The organism is Candidatus Accumulibacter necessarius, from assembly GCF_036625085.1.
Genome location: NZ_JAZKUM010000002.1, coordinates 243702 through 266937 on the forward strand (window position 1 = coordinate 243702; position 23236 = coordinate 266937).

General features: G+C 60.7%; 12 protein-coding genes and 4 pseudogenes. 6 read left to right on the forward strand and 10 right to left on the reverse strand.

What is annotated here, in order from left to right:
- Positions 1–22: 22 nt before the first annotated feature.
- From V5B44_RS26580 to V5B44_RS05445, 6 genes and pseudogenes are all read right to left on the reverse strand, one after another.
- Positions 23–2842 (reverse strand): annotated as a pseudogene (locus V5B44_RS26580) (ATP-binding protein).
- Positions 2843–2953: 111 nt separating this feature from the next.
- Positions 2954–3919: a PDDEXK nuclease domain-containing protein gene (locus V5B44_RS05425; RefSeq protein ID WP_332358089.1), complete on the reverse strand. Its 966-nt coding sequence runs from the start codon at positions 3917–3919 to the stop codon at positions 2954–2956.
- Between the two features lies 1 nt (position 3920).
- On the reverse strand, positions 3921–6812 hold the full coding sequence (locus tag V5B44_RS05430) for a DUF1156 domain-containing protein (RefSeq protein ID WP_332358090.1): 2892 nt from the start codon (positions 6810–6812) through the stop codon (positions 3921–3923).
- On the reverse strand, positions 6813–7865 hold the full coding sequence (locus V5B44_RS05435) for a hypothetical protein (RefSeq protein ID WP_332358091.1): 1053 nt from the start codon (positions 7863–7865) through the stop codon (positions 6813–6815).
- A pseudogene (locus tag V5B44_RS05440) lies at positions 7862–11391 on the reverse strand (helicase-related protein). Before V5B44_RS05440 ends, V5B44_RS05435 begins: the two are co-directional and overlap by 4 nt.
- 2 nt (positions 11392–11393) lie before the next feature.
- Entirely contained in the window at positions 11394–12287 is an 894-nt protein-coding gene (locus tag V5B44_RS05445) for a WYL domain-containing protein (protein WP_332358092.1), read from the reverse strand.
- 169 nt (positions 12288–12456) lie between these two features.
- Between V5B44_RS05445 and V5B44_RS05450 the strand changes: the two genes are divergently transcribed.
- The 5 genes and pseudogenes from V5B44_RS05450 (at position 12457) to V5B44_RS05470 (ending at position 15782) form a co-directional block, all read left to right on the forward strand.
- A complete protein-coding gene (locus V5B44_RS05450; protein ID WP_332358093.1) occupies positions 12457–12672 on the forward strand; it encodes a hypothetical protein in 216 nt (71 codons plus the stop codon).
- 155 nt (positions 12673–12827) lie between these two features.
- Positions 12828–12955: pseudogene (locus tag V5B44_RS05455) on the forward strand (DUF1016 N-terminal domain-containing protein); the annotation flags it as partial.
- Positions 12956–13365: 410 nt separating this feature from the next.
- Positions 13366–14379, forward strand: coding sequence for a zinc-dependent alcohol dehydrogenase family protein (locus V5B44_RS05460; RefSeq protein WP_332358094.1), 1014 nt, complete (start codon positions 13366–13368; stop codon positions 14377–14379).
- A gap of 228 nt (positions 14380–14607) precedes the next feature.
- Positions 14608–14709 (forward strand): annotated as a pseudogene (locus V5B44_RS05465) (alternative oxidase); the annotation flags it as partial.
- Between the two features lie 104 nt (positions 14710–14813).
- Positions 14814–15782: a homocysteine S-methyltransferase family protein gene (locus V5B44_RS05470; RefSeq protein ID WP_332358095.1), complete on the forward strand. Its 969-nt coding sequence runs from the start codon at positions 14814–14816 to the stop codon at positions 15780–15782.
- 261 nt (positions 15783–16043) lie between these two features.
- Here the strand turns inward: V5B44_RS05470 and gpmI are convergent, their stop codons facing one another.
- Positions 16044–17684: a 2,3-bisphosphoglycerate-independent phosphoglycerate mutase gene (gene gpmI / locus V5B44_RS05475; RefSeq protein WP_332358096.1), complete on the reverse strand. Its 1641-nt coding sequence runs from the start codon at positions 17682–17684 to the stop codon at positions 16044–16046.
- Between the two features lie 295 nt (positions 17685–17979).
- Positions 17980–18975: a hypothetical protein gene (locus V5B44_RS05480; RefSeq protein WP_332358097.1), complete on the reverse strand. Its 996-nt coding sequence runs from the start codon at positions 18973–18975 to the stop codon at positions 17980–17982.
- Between the two features lie 259 nt (positions 18976–19234).
- On the opposite strand from V5B44_RS05480, the gene V5B44_RS05485 reads away from it, so the two are divergent.
- Positions 19235–21916 (forward strand): HAD-IC family P-type ATPase, encoded by a 2682-nt coding sequence (locus tag V5B44_RS05485; protein ID WP_332358098.1) that lies wholly within the window; start codon positions 19235–19237, stop codon positions 21914–21916.
- Between the two features lie 100 nt (positions 21917–22016).
- Here V5B44_RS05485 and V5B44_RS05490 read toward each other — a convergent pair whose 3' ends face one another.
- Positions 22017–22454, reverse strand: a complete 438-nt coding sequence (locus tag V5B44_RS05490) for a nuclear transport factor 2 family protein (RefSeq protein WP_332358099.1) — start codon at positions 22452–22454, stop codon at positions 22017–22019.
- Positions 22455–22465: 11 nt separating this feature from the next.
- Positions 22466–23233: an SDR family NAD(P)-dependent oxidoreductase gene (locus V5B44_RS05495; RefSeq protein WP_332358100.1), complete on the reverse strand. Its 768-nt coding sequence runs from the start codon at positions 23231–23233 to the stop codon at positions 22466–22468.
- Between the last annotated feature and the right edge of the window lie 3 nt (positions 23234–23236).

The following is a 23236-nucleotide window of genomic DNA, read 5'->3' on the forward strand; positions in this document are numbered from 1 at the left end:
ATCAGCCTGCACCGATCGGAGATTAACCTTCCTCAAACTCGGCGTTCTTGAACCGCAGCACATTGCAGTTCTCCTTCACTGCACGCTGCAGGCTGTCGTCGAAACCGGATGATGTTTCGGCCTGAATCTCGATGGCGATCTTGACCTTCACGCCGGGGCGCGAGGTGAATTGCAGGATGACTTCATCGACGAGGTCGGCGAATTGCTTTTTCGCTTGGATGGCATCGAGCTCGATGCTGCCGTAGAACTGCTTCTTTGCAGCCTGTGGCGCAGCACTACCGCCTGAGGCATAGGTCGGCTTGGCCGAGTCCTCGACGCGCGGCGGGGTGCCGCCGTCGCCGTAGTGCCCGGCACATGGTCTGCTGGCTTCGGGCGTGCAGCATCTTCGGCCGCACGTTGCGCCTCGGCGTATCCAGCCGCAGTGACTGGCTCGATCAGCAGCAGCGACGAGTCGAGGAATAATGATGTGCGCTTGCCGAACGTGAAGCCAACGTAGCGACCATCTTCCTTGCCTTGCGCGAAGCCGAAAGAAGTCCCGGCTCTCGGCGCCGGCGGCCAATGTGTGTTGAAAGACCGTGTCGTCGCGAAGCGAGGCAGATACAGCTGCTGGCACTCTGCTGCCACACGTTGAGCGCGCTGTCTCCTTGATGTCGTCTTTCCAGAACCAGTCTTCAGCACAGTGGCCAAGTGGATCGGTGCCCACTCGGTAATCAGGAGTTCGTTTTCCTTCAGCACGCGCTCGATCTCCTGCGACAGGTTCTGCGTGCCCGGATTGACCGGGAAATGCTCCCACTGGATTTCGGACAACCCTTTGCCCGGTCGGGCCTCCTGCATCGGCGCGACGATCCATTTGTAGGTCTCGCGGATCATGCGCCGCAGGGCCTCGTTGGAATCTTCAAGGCTCTTGCTGGCCTGCCGTGACTGGAACTGATCGAGGTTGAGCTTCATCTCCTTGATGTCGCCACGATGGACTGCCACGCCAAGGTCGAACGCACCTGATCCTTCAGGCGGCTCACGCTGTCGTAGTCGGCGGCAAGGAAGATCAAGCGGTTCTGCTTGAAGCGCGGCTGGTCGCCACGGTTCTTCAGAATCTCGGTCGCGCGGTCGATGGCAAGGCTCTGGCCGCTGCGGCTGAAAGCGGCATCTGGCGGCAGCACCACGAGCGCAGTTGCCAGTCATCGGGAACGTCGCCGCTGGCCGTGAAAACGTGGATGCCGCCAAACACACCGGACGCAAAGCTCGCGCTGCACGCGGTCGCGGACGGCGGGGAACACATCTTCCTTGTCCTGGAAGCGGCGCTTGCGCTCTTCCATTTCCCGGCGCAGGTTGGGCCGGGTATCGAACCAGAAGCGGTTGTTGCCGCTGTTCAGGTAGTGCAGGCGGTCGCCAAGCGGCGCAGCGCATCCTTGATACAATGCCCACCTGCTGGCCCGGCTGCGCAGACGCCCAAGAACGACGCGCTCCAGTTCAAGGCCGCGCACCATCTGGTTTGCCGTGCTCGGCGCGCTGCCCAAAAAAATAGTCCGCGCCGAACGGCGGCAGGCCTGCACGCGCCGAGCGGGTGTCGCGGTTCTCAATCTCGGTGGTCTCGGCGCGCTCGCCATCCACGTCGCGCTCGACCACCGGGTCCCAGCCTTGCGGCAGGTAGTAGATCACCTCGTTGCGGGTATCGGCATCTTGCAGCGGGAAGCTGCCCGGCATGATGAGCGGGTCTTTGTCGTTGTCCTTCCACAGCCGGTGGATCACCTTGGCCATCAGCTTCAGCACACCACGGGTGCGCTGGAAGTTATCCAGCGACGACCAGTCCTCGTACAGCCGGTCGAACACCTCCGGGTGAATCGGGTAGGCGTGCATCAGCGGTCAAAGTAGCGGCTCTCCTGCGTCTCGTGCGGAAAGTCGTCACTGTTGCCGTGTAGATAGTCGGCAAAGGCACGGCACACCGATTCCGCCGCCAGTTTGTCGTTGATGCTCGCTGAACAGGCGGCGGCGCACGATCTCGAACGCCTCCTCGGCCCCACCGGCTTCCACAGCGCCTGAATGCGGCCAAAGTGGTGCGACAGCGCGCCAGCGCCTTCACGCCGCGCTGGCTGCCTGCTTCTTTGTCCGACTCGGGCAGCGAGGCCAGCAGCACCGCCGTGGGCACGGCTTTCAGCGCCTCGGTCAGCGCCTGCACGAAACTCAGGTTGGAGTCGAAGCTGCCGCCGGTCAGTGCCTTGCCTTCCTCAAACTGGCGCACATAGGCCACCAGCTCGTCGATCAGGATCACGCACGGGCGCGTAGCGCTGAGCAGTGTTTCCAGCACGGCCTTGCCGGGAGATGTGCCCGAGGCATCCGCATCCGCACCAGAGCGTAGCCCTCGGCGCCCCAACTGCCACGCCAGGTCGCCCCACAGCGTGGATCGTCTGCCCATCGCGCATCACCGGCTGGTTGGGCGACGACTTGATGCCGTCCAGCACCGCAACCCGCGCATGCGGCAATTCCGTTACGCCGGCTGCGTCAAGGATGGCGGGACGCCCGGCAAGTCGCTGCCGCAACGCTTCGCCCTTGGCGAGGTGATAGACCGCCAGCATCGTGTGCGTCTTGCCGCCGCCGAAAGCGGTTTGCAACTGAATGACCGGATCGCCACCTTGCCCGACAGGCGCTTGACGACCGAGTCGAGCAGCAGGCGCATGCCCTCGGTGATGAAGGTGCGCTGGAAGAACAGCGACGGATTCTGGTACTCGGGCGTCGCCGTGCCTTCATGCACACGCGACAAGTCGGCAGCGAACTCGGCTTGCTGGAACGTGCCCTTGAGGACGTCTTCATGCGGAACGGCGACTTCGCGCCAAGGTTTCAGGTTCATTCTGCTGCTCCTTCAGCTTCTGTGTTCGTATCGGGCAGGTGTGGCAACTGGCCGCTGGCCGCGCGCTCACGGGCCAAGCCACGGCGCGGTGCAACTGCGCCTGCATCAGCTTCATGTCGGGGATATGCGCCAGATACTCGGCGACGCGGATATTGGCAGAGCCAAGTCCATCAACTCGACTTGCTCGGCATCGGCCCCGGCGCACAGGATCAGGCCAATCGGCGATTCCTCACCAACGGCGCGGTCGTGACGGTCCAGCCAGCGCAGGTACAGTTCCATTTGCCCCTTGTGTGCGGGCGCAAACGCTTCCAGCTTCAACTCGACCGCAACCAAGCGGCGCAAGTGCCGGTGATAGAACAACAGATCAAGGTAGAAGTCGTCCGCGCCGACACTGATGCGCTTCTGCCGTGCAACGAAGGTAAAGCCGGCGCCCATTTCCAGCAGGAAACTTTCCATCTCACGAAGGATCGCCGCCTCAAGGTCGCGTTCGCTGTAACCCTCGGGCAAGCCGAGAAAATCCAGCATGTAGGGATCGCGGAACACCATGTCGGGCGTCATTTGCCCGCCAGCGCGCAGGTGGCTGATTTCGGCCTGCACTACCGCCTCGGGTTTCTTGGCGATGGCCGTGCGCAGGTAAAGCTGGCCGCCGATACGCTCGCGCAGGGTGCGCACACTCCACCGCTCGATGCGGCACATCTCGGCGTAATACTCGCGCTCCAGCGGCTGCTTGAGCGGCAGGATTTCGACGAAATGGCTCCAACTCAATTCTCGCGACAGCGTCGCGACAATCTGTTCATCTGGAAAAGCTTCTGAAAACTGCACCATGCGGCGCAGGCTTTTTTCAGTGAACCCCTTCCCGTAGTCACTCGCCAATTGTCGCGACACTGTCGCGACAATTTGCTCACCATATTCAGCCCGCTCGTCGCGCAAGACCTCCCGACGGATTCGCTCTCCCAGCTTCCAGTACAGCAACGTCAAGGTGCTGTTGGCAACTTGGGCAAGGTGATGCCGTGCCTGCTCAATCAGTCCTCGTAACTCGGAGAGCAGTACTACATCGATTTTCGCAATGTCGGCCATATCAGATATCCAGTTTCGCCTGCGACCCGACAATGCCGGCGTCCGCAGAGGCCTGCTCAATACTCGACCATGCAGAAACCAGCTCGTTATAGGCACGAGCTTCTTCTGACCAACCTTTTCGTTCGCAGAGCGTGTAGAGGCGATATGCCAGTGCGCGCATTGGTTCGGCACGAGCGGGCATGCGGGCGAGTAGCGCACCAGCCGCCGATTCGCCGTCTTGGTTCAGCGCACGGATCAGGTGATGCAGTGCTTCCCAGATCGGAGTCCGAGTGTCAGTCTCGGGTGACCAGTCCTTGGGCAATTCAGCCCAGCGCAGCAATCGCAGCTTACCGGCGCCACTCTCGACAACGCCCGAGTCTTGAAGGCCACCGACACTGGTGCCTTTGGCGCGTGCGAGCACATCGGCGTCGCCAAATTTGCCTTCAGCCCAACCTTGCCCTTCGAACCAATGCAGGCAGAACTGCGTGTCGTGGTCAAAGTCGTCCTCGGCGAAGAAGCGGTTGATGAGTTGCAGTGCCGTGCGTACGCTCATCGGCTGTCCGTCAGCCTCCAGCACGGCGGCGTACTGGCTGAAGATAGCCATTCCTGGGCCGATAATGGCTTGTGAAAGATCGACCGGTGCAACCGGCGAATTGACACCCCCACGTGTCATGTCTAGCAAGGCCTCTGGCAGATTGGCGTTAAGTTCGCGGATGAACTCGCGGCGGCTAACCGTGGGCGCATTAACGGCTCGCTTACGGCAAACGAGGATGATGCTTGACGCAAGCGCATTTGTGCCGATACCAATCGAGCGTGCATCACGTTCGGTGCGCATTGGCCATGTCCCAGTAAGTGCAAAGCCAGCGCGAAGAACGGCTTCAAGAAAAGTTTCCCATCCTGTACTTGAGGTTCCTACATGATCTTTCGTTTCTGCTTGCTTAAACGCATAGTAAATAGTTACGGGGAAAGCTGGATGGGCCTGTTCTGCCACGTTGTTCATGGCATGAGTCATACCATCAAGAAAAAAGGCTTCGGCCTTATCTTTGCCTCCATGACGAGACGGCGTTGCAACCAGTTCTTCTGACTTGGGAACAGCCAACGTGGCATAAAGGTTCGGAAAGATCGGTTTTAGAATCTTTCTCAACCAAACGTAAAAGAAATCTGAGAGGTCCGCATAGCAGATGTTGTCGTAATACGGGGGGTCCGTGGAAACGACCTTTTGCGCACTAACTTTTTGCGTCTGTGCATCTGCCTGAGTCGCGAAGCCAGGCACGTGAGTTGAGAAAGAGGTTGGTAATACTCTCGATACCGCCTCTGTAATTTTTGCAAGGCTTCCACTTGAATCAGCGAACGGGTTCGACTCCGCAAAATCCCAGGTCATTGCGATTGCTTGCCGCCTAAATGTGCTGACTACAAGTTCATTTTTTGGAGCCGAACTCCAAGTGCAAAGTGACGTGTGGCACTCGGTCAATTTCTCAATAACAAACGCCAGATAGACGCCGATTGCTTGTGAGTAGGCAGTAGCACCGGCGCCGCCTGCATCCAGTCCCACTTGATCATCAGGCATACCAGACCGAACTGCATCAGCATGGGCCCTTTCGATAGCGTCCGAAACAAGATCGGAAAAAGTGGTCAGAGCGACCAATTGGCGGCCTGTGAAGACCTTCTCAAATTTGGTCATGCCATAGAGTGGCAATTGATCCGCGCTCTTCCCAACAAGTTCTTGAGTCGGGCCCCATGTAGGATTTGCTTTTAGTGCAATGGCCTCCATTTCGTTCGTCGGCGGCAGATAGACACGTTCACCTTGCCCCTCTGCCACAATCGCCATCATGCGTGATCCCATGCGACCGGCTTGTGCCTCCGCCTTGATGTGGTCACCGCTAATTGGAGTCTTGGACAGCACACAGAAAAAGCTGGAGCCACGCCCCTCTACTTTTGTGCCATTCTTGGCTAATGCCGTTGGAGGACCTGAACGCACAAGAAAAGAGTACTGGTCACCAGTAACAACTGGCTCTAAGTACCTTTCCTTGCCGGGCTTATTTGCAAGCAAGAAACTTGCTGCAAGGGGAACACTTACATGAGAGTAAGCTGGATTTGGTGACTTGACCGTGCGTGCCCACAACCACGCAATGACAGTTAGCCGCTGACCAATCAAGGGCTTCAGGTCTGGGCGTTCAGTAGCCATTGCAGCTGTAATTTCGACTTGTGGGTAGAGTTGACCGATGCGCCCTTCTGCTTCATTGCGCAACCAAGCACTGTAACGGCGTACGTCCTCGGCCAACCCTCTTGCACCGCTCCAGTCCTCGGATAGTTTGCCCTGCCTGTCCCTCTCCACGCGCGGCCCTACAGGTCTCCGACCGGCAAACCTGGGAGGAATTTCGATCATTGCTTTGTTAATGGTCACAGCCACGGGATTAAGGTCGGAAGCGAAGCTTTCCAAACCGAGGCGCTGAGCTTCGAGAGGTAGCGCCCCACCGCCAGCAAAGGGATCATGAAAGGCGGGGAGCTTCTCAGGGTTGAAAAGATCGGCAGCCAGCGGATGGCTCCGGTTTAGTTCGCAGGTTTCACGCCAGCTTCGCCAAATTTCGGCGCGCGCACGGTCCAGCACCTCCTCGTTGCTGGTGTTCTCCCACAGCACCAAGTCTTCCATGATCTTGAACAGGCGCTCGCGCTCGATGGCAGCCTTTTCCTTGTTCACCCCGTACTTGAACCCACCGCCTTGCTGATAGCCGGGGTCGTTGACCATCTGTGCAAAGATCACCGCCCGCGCTGCCGCTAAGGGTCGCCGCGCCCACCACAAGTGAAGCGTGCTCGGATGTCCGTGGCGAATAGATTTCTCGCGTGCAGCAGCCACGTTGATTGCATCGAGCGGAAGCGCGACCTCAATAAGTTTCTTGGGAGTTTTAATCATCATTCAATCGTCCTTTTCCCATCCAGCCTTGCCATCGCAAACGCAACATCCGGCAAAGTAACTGTGTTCCATATCGCCGGTATTCGGCTCGTTGCACCACTCACACCGCTCGACGTGATCGGTCCAATCGAAGCAATTGGCGCAGAAATAAATGTCCCCACGCTTCACGACGGTGTGATATCCGTCGCAGCTTGCACAGTTGGCGGGTTCCCAGCGGTCGTCACCATCGGCGATAGCCATGTGCACCGCATCGTGATTGGCCAATGCATCCGCCAAATCGTCGGAGTCGATTGCTGCGGCACAATGCTCGCAGGTCGCGTATCCCTCGTTCGCAATGACGATAGGCTGGTTGCAGTGTGGGCAATCAATCTCGACCTGGATCTCGGTGTGGTCGCACACCAAACAGCGCAGCGAGGCAATCTGATCATCGAGAGCATCCGGCACGGCCGCCTTGAAACCGCAAGCACTGCATGCCTTCGGCTTGTTGCCCGCCTTACGCGCTGCATCTAGGTCGGGCTTAAGCGCCTTGTACTTGGCACTCAGGTACTTTCTATGCGCCTTCATCGCCCGATCAGCCTGCGCAATGTCATCGCGAAAACCCCGGAAATATCCATCCCAGCGGTTCAGCAGCCGGTGCAAATGAAACCAAGAACGGCAATGCTCTGCGACGATTTTCGCCTTTGCCTCGCCATTCTTCTCCACATCAGCGTGGAAGAAATGGATCATCTTGTTGCGATGATTGGCAAGCGCGCGAAAGCTGTTGAATGCATCGTCTGCAATGTCCTCACCCGCGATGTCCCGTATTCGGGACCGCGCTTCATCCATCGTGACTGACGCGAAATCGCCTGCCATGAACTTTGCGAGGTTGGCCTGCTCAGGTTTGGAAACAATCAGCGACCAGTGCTCCATCATCAGCCGGGCCTTGAGCAGCATCTCCACAGCAGCACAGAAGTGAATAACCGAGTATTTGGGAGCCTTATCAAAATCGTCGATTGCTCGCCCTAAAAAATCGAAGGCGTTGCGGGCCAAGGAATCAAAAATATCGTGCTGATTCATCCGATACGCTCTGCTTTCGCAAGCAACTGATCGAGGTCGAGATTGATGCTGGTTACAGCCCAATCGGGCTCCTGCGTGAAGGGTGTCGTTACGTAGAACGGCCCCTCGTGCCGGTCGCCTTCAACAAGAACGATGGCCAGGATAAATTTGTCCTGCTGATTTAGCCCGTAAAGAATTTCGTTGCGGGTCACGGTGATCGTGCTTTGTCCCTTGGCGCGCCCCTTGACCTCAATGTGCCTGGACTCTGGCAACTTGCCGTCAATGGCCCTTGGCAAACTGGTTACGTCCCAGCCACACTTCTGCGCCGACACGTCAATCACTTCATGCCCGAGTGCGCGCTCAGCATCTATCACGGCCCTCATGGCAATCCACTCGACGCGAGCACGGGCATCGGCATCTGCCGTCCATCCCGGCTGGCCTTTGCGTTGTGCCAGCAGGCCCGCAGGAATTACCAATGCGCCCACCGGCCACCACGGGCGTCGCCGAGACGACGTGGCGCATGGCGAGGAGTTCTTTCTCGCGCGACTCGCGCCGGGCGGTTAGGTCATCAATCGTGCGGCGAACGTTTTCAAGTGTCAGGCGAACGTCCTTGCCGGCAGCGATGTCGTCCTTGAGCTTGATGTAGCGATCCGACCAGTAGTTGATTTCCTTGACCAGACGTTCGTGAACCGCATTCAAGGTCTTGTCGACGCTCTTCTCGCGCCTGCTACGCACCTCGTCGAAATGTTCGGGCACGAGATGCGTCGAAGCATGCGCCAAGGCTTGCTGTTCAAGGTTTTGCGTGATCCACGGCGCAGCCAGCACGTCTTCGATCAGTGCAATGTCTGCCTTGCCGATGGGTTCCAGGTCGAGGTGAGGTGCCCAGCCGGCATTGATTGCGCCGCCTTGCGGGTCGATCTCGACGAACTGCATGCGCCGCGAGACAACGTGCGTCAGGTCGGCACCTTCCTTTATCGAATGATCGATGATGAGCATCACCTTGGGCGTGATGCCCATGTCGCTCATATCAACCAGTATCGCGCCCTGCTTCAGCTTGTTGCGGTGCTGCTCCATCACGATGTCAGTCACCGACTGCATCAAGGGGTGGCCGGGGTGCATCAGGCTCGCCATCGGTGCGCCGATCTTGTCAGCGACGCGGACGTATTGCTTCTCGAAGCACACGCGCTCATACCGGCGCAGTACTGGGTCGGCATTGCGGCGATCCCGACCAGTGATTTGCCGATCCCGTTCGCGGATGTTGGCCGGAACGTGCGTGATTTCGTAGCGGCCTTGCTCGCGTGGCCGGAGTTCGCCGCCGAGTTGCTGGAATGCCTGATTGAAGAATGAGCGAATGAAATAGGGCTGAAGCTTGCGCGCTTCAGCCTTTTCCATTTCTTCCTTGACCGCGAAGAGGCGGCGCTCGTCCATCACCTCTTCGCACAAGGCGTTGCGCTTGATGATGGTTTCGAGGTGCTGGGTGTCCAGGGCGCCTTCAACCTTGCGATGCAGTCGGGCGCGAATCTCGGGGTCATCGCCGTAGCGAATGGCTTCGATCAACAGGTCTTTGAGGCTCTTGTCCTCGAACACTTCGCCGAGAATGTCGAAGACGCGACCGCCCAGCGCCTTGCGCTCGACTTCCAGTTTTTCGAAAAGACGCTGGAAAACGTCACCTTCGCGAGTTTCGGCCGCGACCATGTTCCACAGATGGCATACCTCGGTCTGCCCGATACGGTGAATACGTCCGAAACGTTGCTCAAGCCGGTTGGGGTTCCACGGCAGGTCGTAGTTGACCATCAGGTTGGCGTTCTGGAGGTTCACGCCTTCGCCGGCCGCGTCGGTCGCCAGTAGCACCCGAGTGGAAGGATCGTTGCGAAATAGCTCCTGCACCTTGCGGCGATCTTCGCGTTTGACGCCGCCGTGGATCATAACCACGGATTCTTCGTTGCCGATCAGGCCGCGAATTTTGACGGCGAGGTAATTCAGCGTGTCCCGGTGCTCGGTGAAGATAATCAGCTTGCGCTGGCGACCATCGGCGTCGCGCATCTCCGGGGTGTTCTGAAGCAGCTTGGAAAGCTCGTCCCATTTGCGGTCTTGGCCGGAATGGACGACTTGCCGTGCCTGTTCCTCCAAGCCTTCAAGGATGATGATTTCGGCTTCGAGTTCCTGAATGGTTTGGGCGGCGGTGGCCTGATCGACAACGGCTTCCTCGAAATTCTCGTAGTCGTCTGGTGACAGTGCGTCGGCGGACTCCCAAATGTCGTCGGAGACGTTGCCGAAACCATTCGGCCCTTGGGTTTCAGCCAGCGACTGCCCACGCTGGCGCAGCTTCTCGTCCTCGACACGACGCTTGAGTTTGTTGCTGCGACGGCGCAGCGACTGGTAAATCGCTTCCGGGCTGGAGGCCAATCGACGTTGCAAGGCAGTGAGCGCGAAGCCGACTGTGCCCTTGCGTGCGCCATCCTGAAGCTGGTCGGCGCGGTTCATTTCCTCCTTCACATAGTCCGTGACGGCAGCGTACAGCGCGGCTTCGGGGTCAGATAGTTTGTAGTTGGCGGTGCGTGCCCGGCGCTCGGGGAACAAGGGCGAGCCATCGAACTTGAGCAGGTCTTCCTTGACCATCCGGCGCATGAGGTCGGTTACATCGACCTTGTGCGCGCCGTCGCGGAACTTGCCGTAGAAACGGTCGGAGTCCAGCAGCGACATGAACAACTGGAAATCTTCTTCCTTGCCGTTGTGGGGCGTGGCCGTCATCAGCAGGAAGTGACGGGTAATCGAACCCAGCAACTCGCCGAGCAGGAAACGTTTGGTCTTATTGACCTTGTTGCCGAAGTAGCTGGCCGAGAGCTTGTGCGCTTCATCGACGACGATCAGGTCCCACTGCGAGAGGCGCAGCTTTTCCTGTAGGTCTTCGGCGCGGGACAGTTGATCGACGCGGGCAACCATCAGGTCGATGTCGTCGAAGGGGTTGCCGCTGCGCGACTGCTCGACCTGCTCACGGGAAAACAGCGTGAAGGACAGGCCGAACTTCTCGAACATTTCATCCTGCCACTGCTCAACCAGACTGCCGGGGGCGACGATCAGGACGCGCTTGGCGTCGGCCCGCATCAGCAATTCACGGATGAACAACCCGGCCATGATCGTTTTGCCCGCGCCGGGGTCGTCTGCCAGCACGTAGCGCAAGGGCTGGCGCGGCAGCATGGATTCATAGACGGCGGTGATCTGGTGCGGCAAGCGGTTCGACGTTGGAGGTATGAACCGCCATCATCGGGTCGAACAAATGCGCCAGATTGATCCGATAAGCTTCGGCAGCGAGCTTGAATTCCTCTCCGGGTGCATCGAATGCCCACGGGCGACCGGCTTCGGCCAGCGACAGATTGGCCTCGTCGGTGCGGAAGAGCATGCGCTCCAGCAGCTTGCCGTCCGGGGTCTTGAAATAGACGGTGAGTGCGTTGTCGCCGACAGGTTCCGTAGTGACGACGCGAACAACGTGCCCAGGCTCAATACCGGAGATGGCCGCGTTTTTCTTGATATCTTCGAGTTTAAGCATGGCTACACCTTCTCCGATGGCTCGTATCCGGGGGCGAGCATGAGGTTGGTCACGCCATAGAGCGCCTGACGGTTGCGCAGCCAAAGGTGAAACTCGGCACCTTTCAGGCTGTGGTCTTCGGTGCAATCGACATTCCAGCGCCGCATCAGGTAGCCAGCCATCGCTGCACGCACGCGCAGATTGAGTACGCCGTTTTCCATCCCATACTCGGCCTCGATGGTGTCGGGGTGCTGCACATTCGCCGGATGCGGGACCAGTTCAAGCTCAGCGATTCGATTCCACTGAATGTCTTGGTCTGAGGTTTCCTGCTCGCCGACGTTGCCAGTAACGATTTGGGCATCGGCGATCCGGGCCAGAACAAAGTCACGGAACTCGCCACTGCGCCGGTCGAAGGCGCGCACATGCCAACGCTGGCCGTTGTCGGCCAAGGCGAAGGGCACGATCTCGCGTTTGGTCAGGCCGCTAGATAGCGCGCGATAGGAAATCTCGATAGCGCCCTTCTGGTGAATTGCGCGCGTCAGCACAGATAGCGTTTCGAGATCTGGCTTGTTCAGCAGCGCTGGTCCTTCGCAAGACACGAAAGACTTGAGCCGTAGCGGTTCGCCATCCCCGTAACCTTGCGACAGCCAAGTGAGAACCCGTTCGACTGGAAACTCGAACGCCGGGCGAAACCACTTACCGCGTACATACACTTTGCCCTTGGTGTCGTAGTCGAGGTTGCGTGGGGCAATGTCCTTGTACTGCGCGATGTCTCGCGTTGCGGCTGCCGCCTGGATGCCAAATCGAGCTACTAAGTCCTGGCGGCGGATTTCCCCAACAAAACGGACACGCAGTTCTATGAACGCGAGACGGTCGCGCTGGTGCTGGGTCAATTCTGTGATCTTTTCGGCGGTCATCTTTGTTGGTCAATTTGATACATTTTGGCTATTGCACATAGTATATAGGTTGCTCTAGAATGTTCATAGCGTTGTATTAAACAACCAAGTGCGACGCATAATGATTATGATTTAAAGGCTTGGCGCGAACTAGGGATCATCAACAGCTGGACTGCTACAGGAGCTTGACATGGCGGCAAAACATTATCCAAAGGGCCTTGATGGCCGCATGCGGGATCAGGACGGCGAGATCCGCCAGAAGCGTAGCGATACGAAAGTGGAAACTCTGCGTAAGACCTACGGCGAAGATTTCGCCAAGGGTTATCGGTCGGATGCACAACTCGGCACGGTGCTCAAGCGTGAAGGCATCGAGACCTTGGATCAGCTGCTCAAGAAGAACAAGTAGCCGGGCGGCGGTAAAGGTCTCGAGCGGCGACCCGGGGTCAGATATTGATCGATCGACACCGTCTGCACGATAGATACCCTGAGTGCCTTGGCGAGCCGGTCCGGGTGACGCCGTGCGTAATCGCCCGTCGCAGCATGAAATGCTCCTGGACGTTGCCGATTCGTGACGCACTGCGTCACGAATTGAGCTGGACCCACTACCGATCCCTCCTTCGTGTCGAAGAACCCGCCGCCGCGCTTGGTACATGAACGAAGCCGCCGATCAGAACTGGAGTACCCGTGCATCCGGCTGCACTGGAGGTGGCGAAGTCGCAGCCGGGGAAGCAACTTCACCGACCGGGCCAGAGTCGAGGCCAGAGTCGAGGCCAGAGTCGGAGGACGAATGGCGTTCCCGGCCAGCGTGGTGGGCAGAGTGCGGGCCAGAGTCAAACAAGCTGCCCTGAGCGCTGGGTTCGATTCAAGCCGTCGCAGACGGTCCAGTGGGAGCCCGCGGTTTCCGGGTAGCCAGACGGGTAGCTGGCGACAAATCAGAAGCACACATTCTCTGCATGTTATTGATATTAAATGTATATTATGCAGTGAGCCTATCTATACGACATCGTTCTGATGTGAGCGCTGCTCCCCATAACCCGGCCATGAAGATGGCCCGGCAACCCCTGGCGCTGCAGCGGGCGTCGAATATCGGAGGTGGCAAATGCGCGTTTTTCAGATTCAGGACGACTGGGGAATGGCCAATCTCAAGCTTGCCAAGCGTCAGCGACCGGATCCGGGAGCCGGCCAGGTGCTGTTGCGAATGCTCGCCTCGTCGCTCAACTACCGCGACCTGGTCGTGCCCGAGCGTGGCTATGGCAGCTTCACCGGTACGCTGCCGCTGATTCCGGTTTCCGACGGTGTTGGTGAGGTGGTCGAGGTGGGGCCTGGCGTGACCCGTGTCGCCGTCGGCGAACGCGTCTGCCCGACCTTCTTTCAGGGCTGGATCGCGGGCGAGCCGGATCTGGCGCGCATGACGGGCTCGCTCGGCGGTCCGATCGACGGGACGATGGCGGAATTCATGTGCCTCTCCGAGCAGGGCGTTGTGACGTTGCCGGCCCACCTCAGCGACGTCGAGGCGGCGACACTGCCCTGCGCGGCGCTGACCGCCTGGAGTGCGCTGGCCACCCACGGTTCGCTCCGGCCAGGCGAACAGGTCCTGGTACAGGGCTCGGGCGGCGTCGCGCTGTTCGCGCTGGCGTTCGCCAAGCTTGCCGGCGCCCGGGTGACGGTGATCTCCTCCAGCGACGAGAAGATCGAGCGACTCAAGGCGCTTGGTGCGGACGCGACGATCAACTACCGGACGACGCCGGAATGGTCGAAGCCGGCGCGCGAGATCACTGCCGGACGTGGCTTCGACCACATCGTCGAACTTGGTGGCGAGAGAACGCTGCCGCAGTCACTGCGCTGCATTCGCCCAGGCGGCACTCTGTCGATGATCGGTGTTCTCTCGGGCTCATCGCTCTCGACGCCACTCGGCCTGATCATCACCCGCCAGGTTCGGCTACAGGGCATTACCGTCGGCCATCGCGATGGCTTCGAGGCAATGCTGCGGGCGATCGATCAACACCGCCCGCCGATCATCGTCGACCGGGTGTTCGAGTTCGACGAACTGCCGGACGCGCTGGCGTACCTGAAGAGCGGCACGCAATTCGGCAAGATCTGTATCCGCCATTGAGCGGCAGAGCGAACAGATGCAGTACCGGTCGCCGCCGCTGAGCGACTCGAGCGCAGGGGTTTGACTTCAGCGATTCGGTAATTGCCGTGGTGCCCGGGGGAGCGGAGCCCGGAGGGCTGATTGCCTGGCTGGCGATCAACGGGGCCGGACCGTTCGACGCCGAGCGTGATGACGTCGGCTGTAATACCGTACAATTGGGCGCCAGCGTCACCCACTGCCTTATTCGTTGCGTGCTTGCGTGACGTCATCCTCCTTGTCCGTGCAGATGAGGCGCAGCACCGCGACGTCAATCACGAATTTGCCGACCAGTTGGCTCATCGCCAGACCTGACTGCCAGCCTGAATTCAGCCAATTTCCGCTGAATGCCGGCAGACCGCCCAGCAGCCCTTGTGGCGGGGCGTTTTGTTCAGCGCTTTCCGAGGGTAACGTCACACATGAACCCTATCCCTTTCGCGGAGTTCCTCGAGCGTTTTCCGTGCATCCTCGGCGAGGGGGCGGTCATCGAGCGCCTGCGCCGCAACAGTGACCTGGATCTGGACCCCTATCTGCTCAATTCGGCATTCATTTATGAAGGCGAGAAACGTGCGGCCTTGGAAACCATCTATCGGCAGTACCTGGACATAGGTCGCGACGCCGGCCTCCCGCTCCTCATGTCCACCCCAACCTGGCGGGCAAACCGCGAACGAATCGACGCGGCCGGTCACGCCGGCAAGGACGTCAATGGGGACAATGTCAGGTATCTCGAGGGGCTGCGGAGGAGCTACGGCGAATATGCTGAGACGGTGGTCATCTGCGGCTTGATGAGTTGTCGCGGGGATGCCTATGACCCTGCCGAGGCGCTGGCCGTCAACAAGGCCCTCGAGTTCCACGCCTGGCAAGCTGGCAGGCTGGCTGATGCCGGGGTGGATTTCCTCCTGGCCGCCACCCTTCCGGCCTTGAGCGAGGCCACGGGTATTGCCCTGGCCATGGCCGCCACCGGTACGCCCTACGTCATCAGTTTCGTTGTCCGCCCCGCCGGGACACTGCTCGACGGTACGCCGCTGAAGGATGCGGTTGACGCGATTGATTCCCTCGCGGCCCCGCGGCCCCTGGCCTATCTGATCAACTGCACGCATGCCTCCTTCGCCCGGGCGGCGCTCACCCACGAGGCCAATTCTTCCCCCCGGGTCTTGCAGCGCATCATCGGGCTGCTGGCCAATACTGCTCCGCTCAGTCCCGAAGACCTCAACGACAGCACCATTCTGGTAGAAGAAGATCCGCAAAGGTTCGGACGAGCACTCGCCGATTTGCATCGGGAATTGAGTCTGAAGATCGTGGGCGGCTGCTGCGGAACCGACGACCGGCACATCCGTGCCTTGGCCGCACAACTTGCAACTGGATTGCAGGAGGGAAGACGAGTCTAAGGCGGGAAGCCGGCTACACTCTGGACGATCTGCATCCGTCATTGAGCGGCGAAGCGAACAGATGCGGTACCGGTCGCCGCCGCTGAGCGACTCGAGCGCACGGGTTTGACGTCAGTGATTCGGGAATCGTCGTGGTGCCCGGAGTGCCGGGAACGACCACACCCGCCGCAGGAGGGGTGCCTCGCACCTTCTGAGGGGCATTCAGATCAGGGGGCAAGGTCGACCCTGCGGTCTGGCCGCCTTGCCGCGCCTCATTTCACATTACTTGATCTCGAGCAGGCTCTCGTCCCACTTGGCGTGTTTCTCCAGGCCAAGCAGATTGGCAATCGTCGCGGCAATGTTGGAAAGACCCGCGGTGGGCGTCTGCCTGAGACCCAGCCTGCCACCGCTGACGTTGTCGTAGAGAACCAGGGGCACCGGATTGAGGGTGTGCGCGGTCTTCGCCTTGAAGGACCCATCCGGGTTCTTCGCCGGCTGCCCGGTTTTCTTGTCGATCTCGTACATTTCGTCGGCATTGCCATGGTCGGCGGTGATCAGCGCCACACCACCGAGAGCGTCGATGACTGGCAGCAGGCGTGCCAGCTGCAGGTCGACGGTCTCGATGGCCATTGTCGCGGCACGGAAGTTGCCCGTGTGCCCGACCATGTCGCCATTGGCGAAATTGCAGCGCAAGGTCCGATACTGCCCGCTCTTCAGCGCTTCGATCATGGCGTCGGTGATCTCCGCCGCCTTCATCCACGGGCGCTGTTCGAAAGGTACGACGTCGCTGAGCACTTCCTGGTAGGTTTCACCGTCAAACTTGTTCGACCGGTTGCCGTTCCAGAAATAGGTCACATGCCCGAACTTCTGCGTCTCCGAGCAGGCAAACTGGGTAATGCCGGACTTGGCAAACCACTCGCCCATGGTATCCAGAATGGCTGGCGGATCAACCAGGAAGCGTTTTGGCAGCTTCAGGTCGCCGTCGTACTGCAACATCCCGGCGTAGGTCACGCGCGGGACGCGGACGCGATCGAACTTGTCGAAAGCCGTTTCTTCAAACGCCCGCGTGATCTCGATCGAGCGGTCGCCGCGGAAGTTGAAAAAGACCACCGAGTCGCCGTCTTCGATAGTGCCGACGGGCTTTCCATCCTGGGCGATGACGAAGGGCGGCAGATCCTGGTCGATGGTCCCCGGGAACCTCGCGCGCAGGGTGTTGATTGCGGCCGAAGCGCTGTCGTACTGGTCCCCTTCGCCGAGGACGTGCGTGTGCCAGCCTTTCTCGACCATATTCCAGTTGGCCTCGTAGCGATCCATGGTGATGTTCATCCGGCCACCACCCGAGGCAATCCTGGCGTCAAAACTGCCGCTGCCGATTTCGGCCAGGAAGGCCTCGAAAGGCAGCACATAATCGAGAGCACTGGTCTCGGGGACGTCCCGCCCGTCGATCAGGATGTGAATCCGCACCGTCGGGACGCCTTCTTCCTTGGCGCGCAGGATCATCGCCCGCAGATGGTCGATGTGGCTATGGACATTGCCGTCGGAGAAGAGACCGATGAAGTGGATCACGCCGCGCCCGGCGTGGGCGCCGGCAACGATCTGTTGCCAGGCGGAACCCTGCCAGATCGAGCTCGCGGTGATGGCGCCGGCGACCAGGGCTGCGCCCTGACTGTAAACCTGACCGGCGCCGATCGCATTGTGACCGACCTCGGAGTTGCCCATGTCCTCGTCGGAAGGCATGCCGACGGCAATGCCATGGGCGCGCAAGGTGATATTCGGGTAGTTGGCGAAAAGCCGGTCAAGGGTCGGCTTTCTGGCAGCAGCGACGGCGCTTCCGACATCGGACTTGGCGATGCCGTAGCCGTCCATGATGATCGTGACGATAGGGCCCTGAATTCCAGGGAAAGAGGCAGATTTCTGCAACATGATGGATTCCTGGGGAAATGGAACGATGTGGACAAAGGCCGCCTTGCATCCATGACCAGCGGCGTCAATGCCAGTATACCGCAAGGCAGCCACCCCAGCTTGACAAAGAATATCATTTGAAAACGGTTACTTGCGCAGAAATGCCAGGTATTCTTTGATTGCCTGGGAGGGTTCAGTGAGCCGCCTTTACCCCCGCGGCCCGTGCCGGGGGTATCCGCCCGCGAGCGACGTTTTCGAACAGTCTGCTGCGCTCGGCCAAAGCCGACGGCCGTTCAACCGATCCGCTGAAATGCGGCTAGGGCTCCTGCAGGCCCACTGGGGAAGGCGGGCGCTTGAGCCGGATGCGCACGCGCTTGCGGGTGCGCATCCGCTTGACCTTTACTTGTTGGCTGCTCCGGGAGTGCCTCCTGTGGGTTCGTCTCCTGCCCCGGCGGCTGGCGATCGTCAGGGCAATCTTGCCAATCAGCAGCATCAGGATCACCACCCAGAACAGTGGATACTGCACCACTTCCAGAATGAACCGGCGGATCGTCCATCCGCCATCGGGCTCACCGGGTGTCGACAGTTGCTGTGGGCCGCGCTGGATCGTCTGCCGGGTCTGCTCACCCTCTCGACTGCCAGCGTGTTCGGTGACAGACAGCGACAGATCGCCATGCCCGATAGACACCTGCCCACCTTTCGCAGCGAAGTGAAACCCCTCGACACCGAAGAGCGAGAAGCTCGCCCGCCCTTCTGGGCCCATCCGCGCATCGGTTGCGGCGACAATCGCTTCAACAACCGACTCCTCCAGATCGCGAATGGCTGCCCCGATTTCTTCGCCAGCCAGCGAGCTCGCTTCCTGAGTGGACCCTGCCGGGCCCGCCGGAGACGAGGCCACATCTTGTCGAGTCCTGTCTGTGGCAGTCGGGCGACGCGCTGTGGGGGAGGGATTCACCTCCTTGTCGCCGGTGAGGGCTGAACGGACATCGATCGGCAGTTGCCCCGGCTCAAACGGGCGAAGCGACGGCTCGCTGCTGATTCCAGGGGGCGTGTCCGCAGGTGGCACGAAGCGGCCGTCATCCGGCAGCGATACCGGGAGGGGCTGCCGCGGCAGATCGACGGGAAGCGAACGCCCGCTGGTCAGAGCGGCTACATCACCTGGATCCCCCTGGTTGGTGCCACCCGCTGCAGATAGCGCACGATCATCCTGGACAATTGGGTGCGCCAGAGTGTCGGCAACCAGCAGTGTGGCCGAAAGGAACCCGATCAGCACCGCCCATCGTGTCCGAGGTGACATTGTTCCAACGATCATGGCAATCTTCTTGGACCCCCCCTCCAGGGTGGCTTTCTCCCGCCTGTTGTGTCGCCTCGCGCGATACCGACAACGCGGTTCTGACCAACTTGTCTGACGGATCGCCGCACGCGAACTGGTAGAATAATGCAAAAATCTCGGTCGGCCGCTACTTTCTGGCGAGAATCTGCCATGAATACAGGTGGTTCGGCTATCGATGGTGGCTGCCACAGGGATGCCGCGAGGCCCGGGAGTCTGCGCCGGCATCCCGGGAAACCAGATGAGCGAGGAATTCGCGCAACCGACCGCCTGGCATTGCCTTCCCGCTGACGAAGCTGCAACGCGCCTGACAGCCAGCTTCGAGGAAGGGCTCGCTGACGATGAAGTCGCCAGCCGCCGCGCGAAACATGGCGAGAACCGGATCACGCCAAGACCGGGAAAGGGGCCGTTGCTGCGCTTTGCCCTACAGTTCGTCCAGCCGCTGGTCGTGGTGCTGCTACTCGCCGGCGTGGTGACGGCGATTCTCGGCGAGTGGGTCGATTCCGGAGTAATCTTTGGCGTCACGCTGATCAACGCGGTGATCGGCTTCATCCAGGAAGGTCGTGCGGAGAACGCCCTGGAAGCTCTGGCGCGTTCGGTCACCAGCGAGGTGATCGTCCTGCGTGGCGGCTGCAAGCAGCGCCTGCCGTCGACGGCTCTGGTTCCCGGCGACATTGTTCTGCTGGCTGCGGGTGACAAGGTTCCGGCTGACCTACGGCTGTTCCGTGCCAAGGACCTGCAAGCCATCGAATCGGCATTGACCGGCGAATCAGCGCCGGTCCCCAAGCACGGTGATGTGTTGCCGGAAGACACCCTGCTGGCCGAGCGCTGCAACATGGCTTACGCGGGCACCTCGATGATCAGCGGACAGGGTGCCGGGGTGGTGGTGGCAACTGGCGATCATACCGAAACCGGCCGCATTTCCCGGCTGATCGCCGGAGCCCCCGATCTGACAACGCCATTGACGCGCAGGATGGCGGTGTTCAGCAACTGGCTGCTGATTGCCATCGGCTTGCTGGCTGCGCTCACTTTTGCCGTCGGTCTGTGGCGTGGCGAATCGGCGTTTGCCATGTTCATGGCGGCCGTGGCGCTGGCCGTTGGTGCGATCCCCGAGGGACTGCCGGCAGCCATGACCATCACCCTGGCCATTGGCGTTTCGCGCATGGCCAGACGGCGGGCCATTATCCGAAAATTGCCGGCGGTCGAGACGCTCGGCAGCACAACCGTCATCTGTTCGGACAAAACCGGCACCCTGACCGAGAACCAGATGACCGTGCGCGAGCTATACGCCGGCGGTGTCCGAACGATGGTCAGCGGCAGCGGTTATACGCCCAGCGGCAAGATCGGCGAGGGCCACAACGTCGCTGGCGCGTTGCGTGAGTGCCTGCTCGCCGGCGTGCTGTGCAATGACTCTGGCTTGAGCAGGAGTAATCGCCACTGGGAGGTGGTTGGAGACCCGACCGAGGGCGCCCTGCTGGTTGCCGCGCGCAAAGCTGGACTGGACGAGCGAACCCTGCAGAAACTGTTTCCACGCCTCGACGAAATCCCCTTTGATTCAGCGCGCCAGTACATGGCGACCCTGCACGAAATCGAGGGCGTACGCCTTGCCTATTTCAAGGGAGCTCTTGAACAGTTGCTGCCGCGCTCGACGAGCATGCTGGATGGTAATGGGCTAACCGTCGCACTGCGCAAGGAAGAGATCGAGGTGAGCGCCCGCAGCATGGCCGCCGAAGGTCTGCGCGTGCTGGCCGTGGCCCGTCTGATTGCTGGCTCGACCATGTCGCTGGATGTCACCAGCGCTGATGCCGGGCTGCAGTTTGTCGGTTTGGTGGGGATGGTCGATCCGCCACGGCCGAAAGCGATCGCCGCCGTCAGGACCTGTCATGGCGCCGGCATCAGGGTCAAGATGATTACCGGCGATCACGCCATCACGGCACTTTCAATCGCACGGCAAGTAGGCATCGCCAAGGCGGGTGAGGCCGTGCTCACCGGTCGCGAACTGGCGGTGCTCGACGACGAGGGGCTGCGTGGCGTGGTGCGAAAGGTGAACGTCTTTGCGCGCGTCGAACCAGCGCAGAAGCTGCGCCTGGTGCGGGCACTGCAGGCCAACGGCGACGTGGTGGCAATGACCGGCGATGGCGTCAACGACGCGCCAGCCCTCAAGCAGGCCGATATCGGCATCGCCATGGGGCTGGCCGGAACCGAAGTTGCCAAGGATGCGGCGGATATGGTGCTGACCGACGACGACTTCGCGGCCATCGAGGCGGCGGTCGAGGAAGGACGCGGCGTTTACGACAATCTCGTCAAGTTCATTACGTGGACGCTGCCAACCAACTTTGGCGAGGGCCTGGTCATCGTTGCCGCGATTCTCGCCGGCGCCACGTTGCCGATCACGCCGCTGCAGATCCTCTGGATCAACATGACCACGGCCGTTTTTCTCGGCCTGATGCTGGCCTTCGAGCCGATCGAGCACGGCGTCATGCGTCGCTCGCCGCGGCCACCGGGCACACCGATCCTAGATGCGGCGCTGGTCTGGCGGATCGTGCTGGTCAGCGTCCTGCTGCTGGCGGGTTCCTTCGGACTCTTCCTGCGCGAACTGGCACAGGGACAGTCGCTCGCCGAAGCGCGCACCGTCGCACTCAATGTCTTTGTCGTCGTCCAGGCGATGTACCTCTTCAACTGCCGCTCGCTGACGCTCTCGGCGCTGCGCATCGGCCTGTTCGCCAATCCGGCGATCTGGTACGGCGTGCTGATCATGGCCTTGCTGCAGGCCTTGTTGACCTACCTGCCGCTGATGAATCGTTTGTTCGGTACAGCGCCGATTGGTGGGTCGGAATGGCTCGAGATCTTCGCCGTCAGCGTGCTGGCGTACCTGGTCGTCGGCATCGAGAAGCGGCTCCGTGTGGCGGCAGCCAAGCGGTGACCACCCTGTGAGCTGCCAGGGCAGGTGCCTGTTGCATGCCCCCGAGCTCGGCTGTCAAGCCGCGCAGGGAGTTCGCTCGTCGCCAGATAGGCGCTGTCGCTCAGGCCGCCAGCCGCCTGCCCAGGGTTCGCATCAACCAGCCGATCCCCGGCAGCTTGGCGTAGAGCTCTTCGGCGGCGTCCCAGTAGTCGCGGTGCCAGACCACCTTGCCGTCGGCGTCAAACCTGAGATGCGAGGCGCCGCGGATCACCTGCGGCTTGGCCTTCCCCCATCGCCCCTGGGGCCGGTAGCGGAGTTCCCAGACCAGCAAGGCGCCGCGTTCGTCGACGACTCGATCGAGGACGACAAAACGCGGTTCCGCGACCTGTCTGAACATGTGCATGAAAATGTGCTGGATTGGCAGCACACCACGGACTTCGTTGAAGGGATCCTTGAAACAGGCGTCGGCTGCGTAGTACTCGGGAAAGCGGGCAACGGTTTCAGGGCTGAGTCCCTCGAAAAAGTCGATCAGCGCATCGACGGCCAGGCGGTTGTTCATACTGGATTCCTTCACTCTCCGGCCAAGTGACGAAGCAGCGGAAAGTAGATCCGGTACGGCAGATGGGCAAGCAGCTTGAGCACCCGTGTGAAGCGCTTCGGATAGTGGATCTCGAAAGCGCCACCGGCAAAGCCGGCGATGGTTTCCGCTGCCGCCTGCTCGGGGGTGAGCAGCGCCGGCATGGCGAAATCGTTTTGGGCGGTGAGCGGCGTCGCGACAAACCCGGGATTGATCAGCCGAACACCAATTCCTTTCGGTTCAAGATCGAGGTACAGCGCCTCGGCAAAGTTGATCAAGGCGGCCTTGGTGGGACCGTAGATCAGCGACTTCGGCAGGCCGCGATAGCCGGCGACACTGGCGACGAAGCCGATCTGGCCGTTGCCCTGACGCAGCAGCTGCGGCAGGACACAGGCGGCGAACGAGACAGCACCGCCGAAATTCACGGCTATCATGTGGCGCGCCTTAGCTACATCGAGTTCCCAGGCGCGCATCGGCAGATAGTCGCCAGCGACGTAGAGGGCCACGTCGACACCGCCCCAGGCTGCCAGCAAGGCCTCCCAGGCCGTGCGCAAGCTGGCTTCGTCGGCGGCATCGCAGGGCAGCACCAGTGCCTGTTGCTCACCCGCTGCGACCTCCAGCAGGCGAGCCGCGTTGCGCGCCGAGAGCGCGACGCAGGCGTCACGCGCGAGCAGCGCTCTGCCCAGCGCCGCGCCGATGCCGCTCGAGGCGCCGAGCAGCCAGACGCGCTTTCCCGACCAGTCGTCGATACGTGGGTTCATCGC

Coding starts and splice junctions, on each gene's coding strand:
- V5B44_RS05445 (WP_332358092.1), bottom strand. CDS start 12,287: ATGACCGCCGAAAAGATCACAGAATTGACCCAGCACCAGCGCGACCGT.
- V5B44_RS05430 (WP_332358090.1), bottom strand. CDS start 6,812: ATGATGATTAAAACTCCCAAGAAACTTATTGAGGTCGCGCTTCCGCTC.
- V5B44_RS05450 (WP_332358093.1), top strand. CDS start 12,457: ATGGCGGCAAAACATTATCCAAAGGGCCTTGATGGCCGCATGCGGGAT.
- V5B44_RS05485 (WP_332358098.1), top strand. CDS start 19,235: ATGAGCGAGGAATTCGCGCAACCGACCGCCTGGCATTGCCTTCCCGCT.
- V5B44_RS05425 (WP_332358089.1), bottom strand. CDS start 3,919: ATGGCCGACATTGCGAAAATCGATGTAGTACTGCTCTCCGAGTTACGA.
- gpmI (WP_332358096.1), bottom strand. CDS start 17,684: ATGTTGCAGAAATCTGCCTCTTTCCCTGGAATTCAGGGCCCTATCGTC.
- V5B44_RS05490 (WP_332358099.1), bottom strand. CDS start 22,454: ATGAACAACCGCCTGGCCGTCGATGCGCTGATCGACTTTTTCGAGGGA.
- V5B44_RS05495 (WP_332358100.1), bottom strand. CDS start 23,233: ATGAACCCACGTATCGACGACTGGTCGGGAAAGCGCGTCTGGCTGCTC.
- V5B44_RS05480 (WP_332358097.1), bottom strand. CDS start 18,975: ATGATCGTTGGAACAATGTCACCTCGGACACGATGGGCGGTGCTGATC.
- V5B44_RS05460 (WP_332358094.1), top strand. CDS start 13,366: ATGCGCGTTTTTCAGATTCAGGACGACTGGGGAATGGCCAATCTCAAG.
- V5B44_RS05470 (WP_332358095.1), top strand. CDS start 14,814: ATGAACCCTATCCCTTTCGCGGAGTTCCTCGAGCGTTTTCCGTGCATC.
- V5B44_RS05435 (WP_332358091.1), bottom strand. CDS start 7,865: ATGAATCAGCACGATATTTTTGATTCCTTGGCCCGCAACGCCTTCGAT.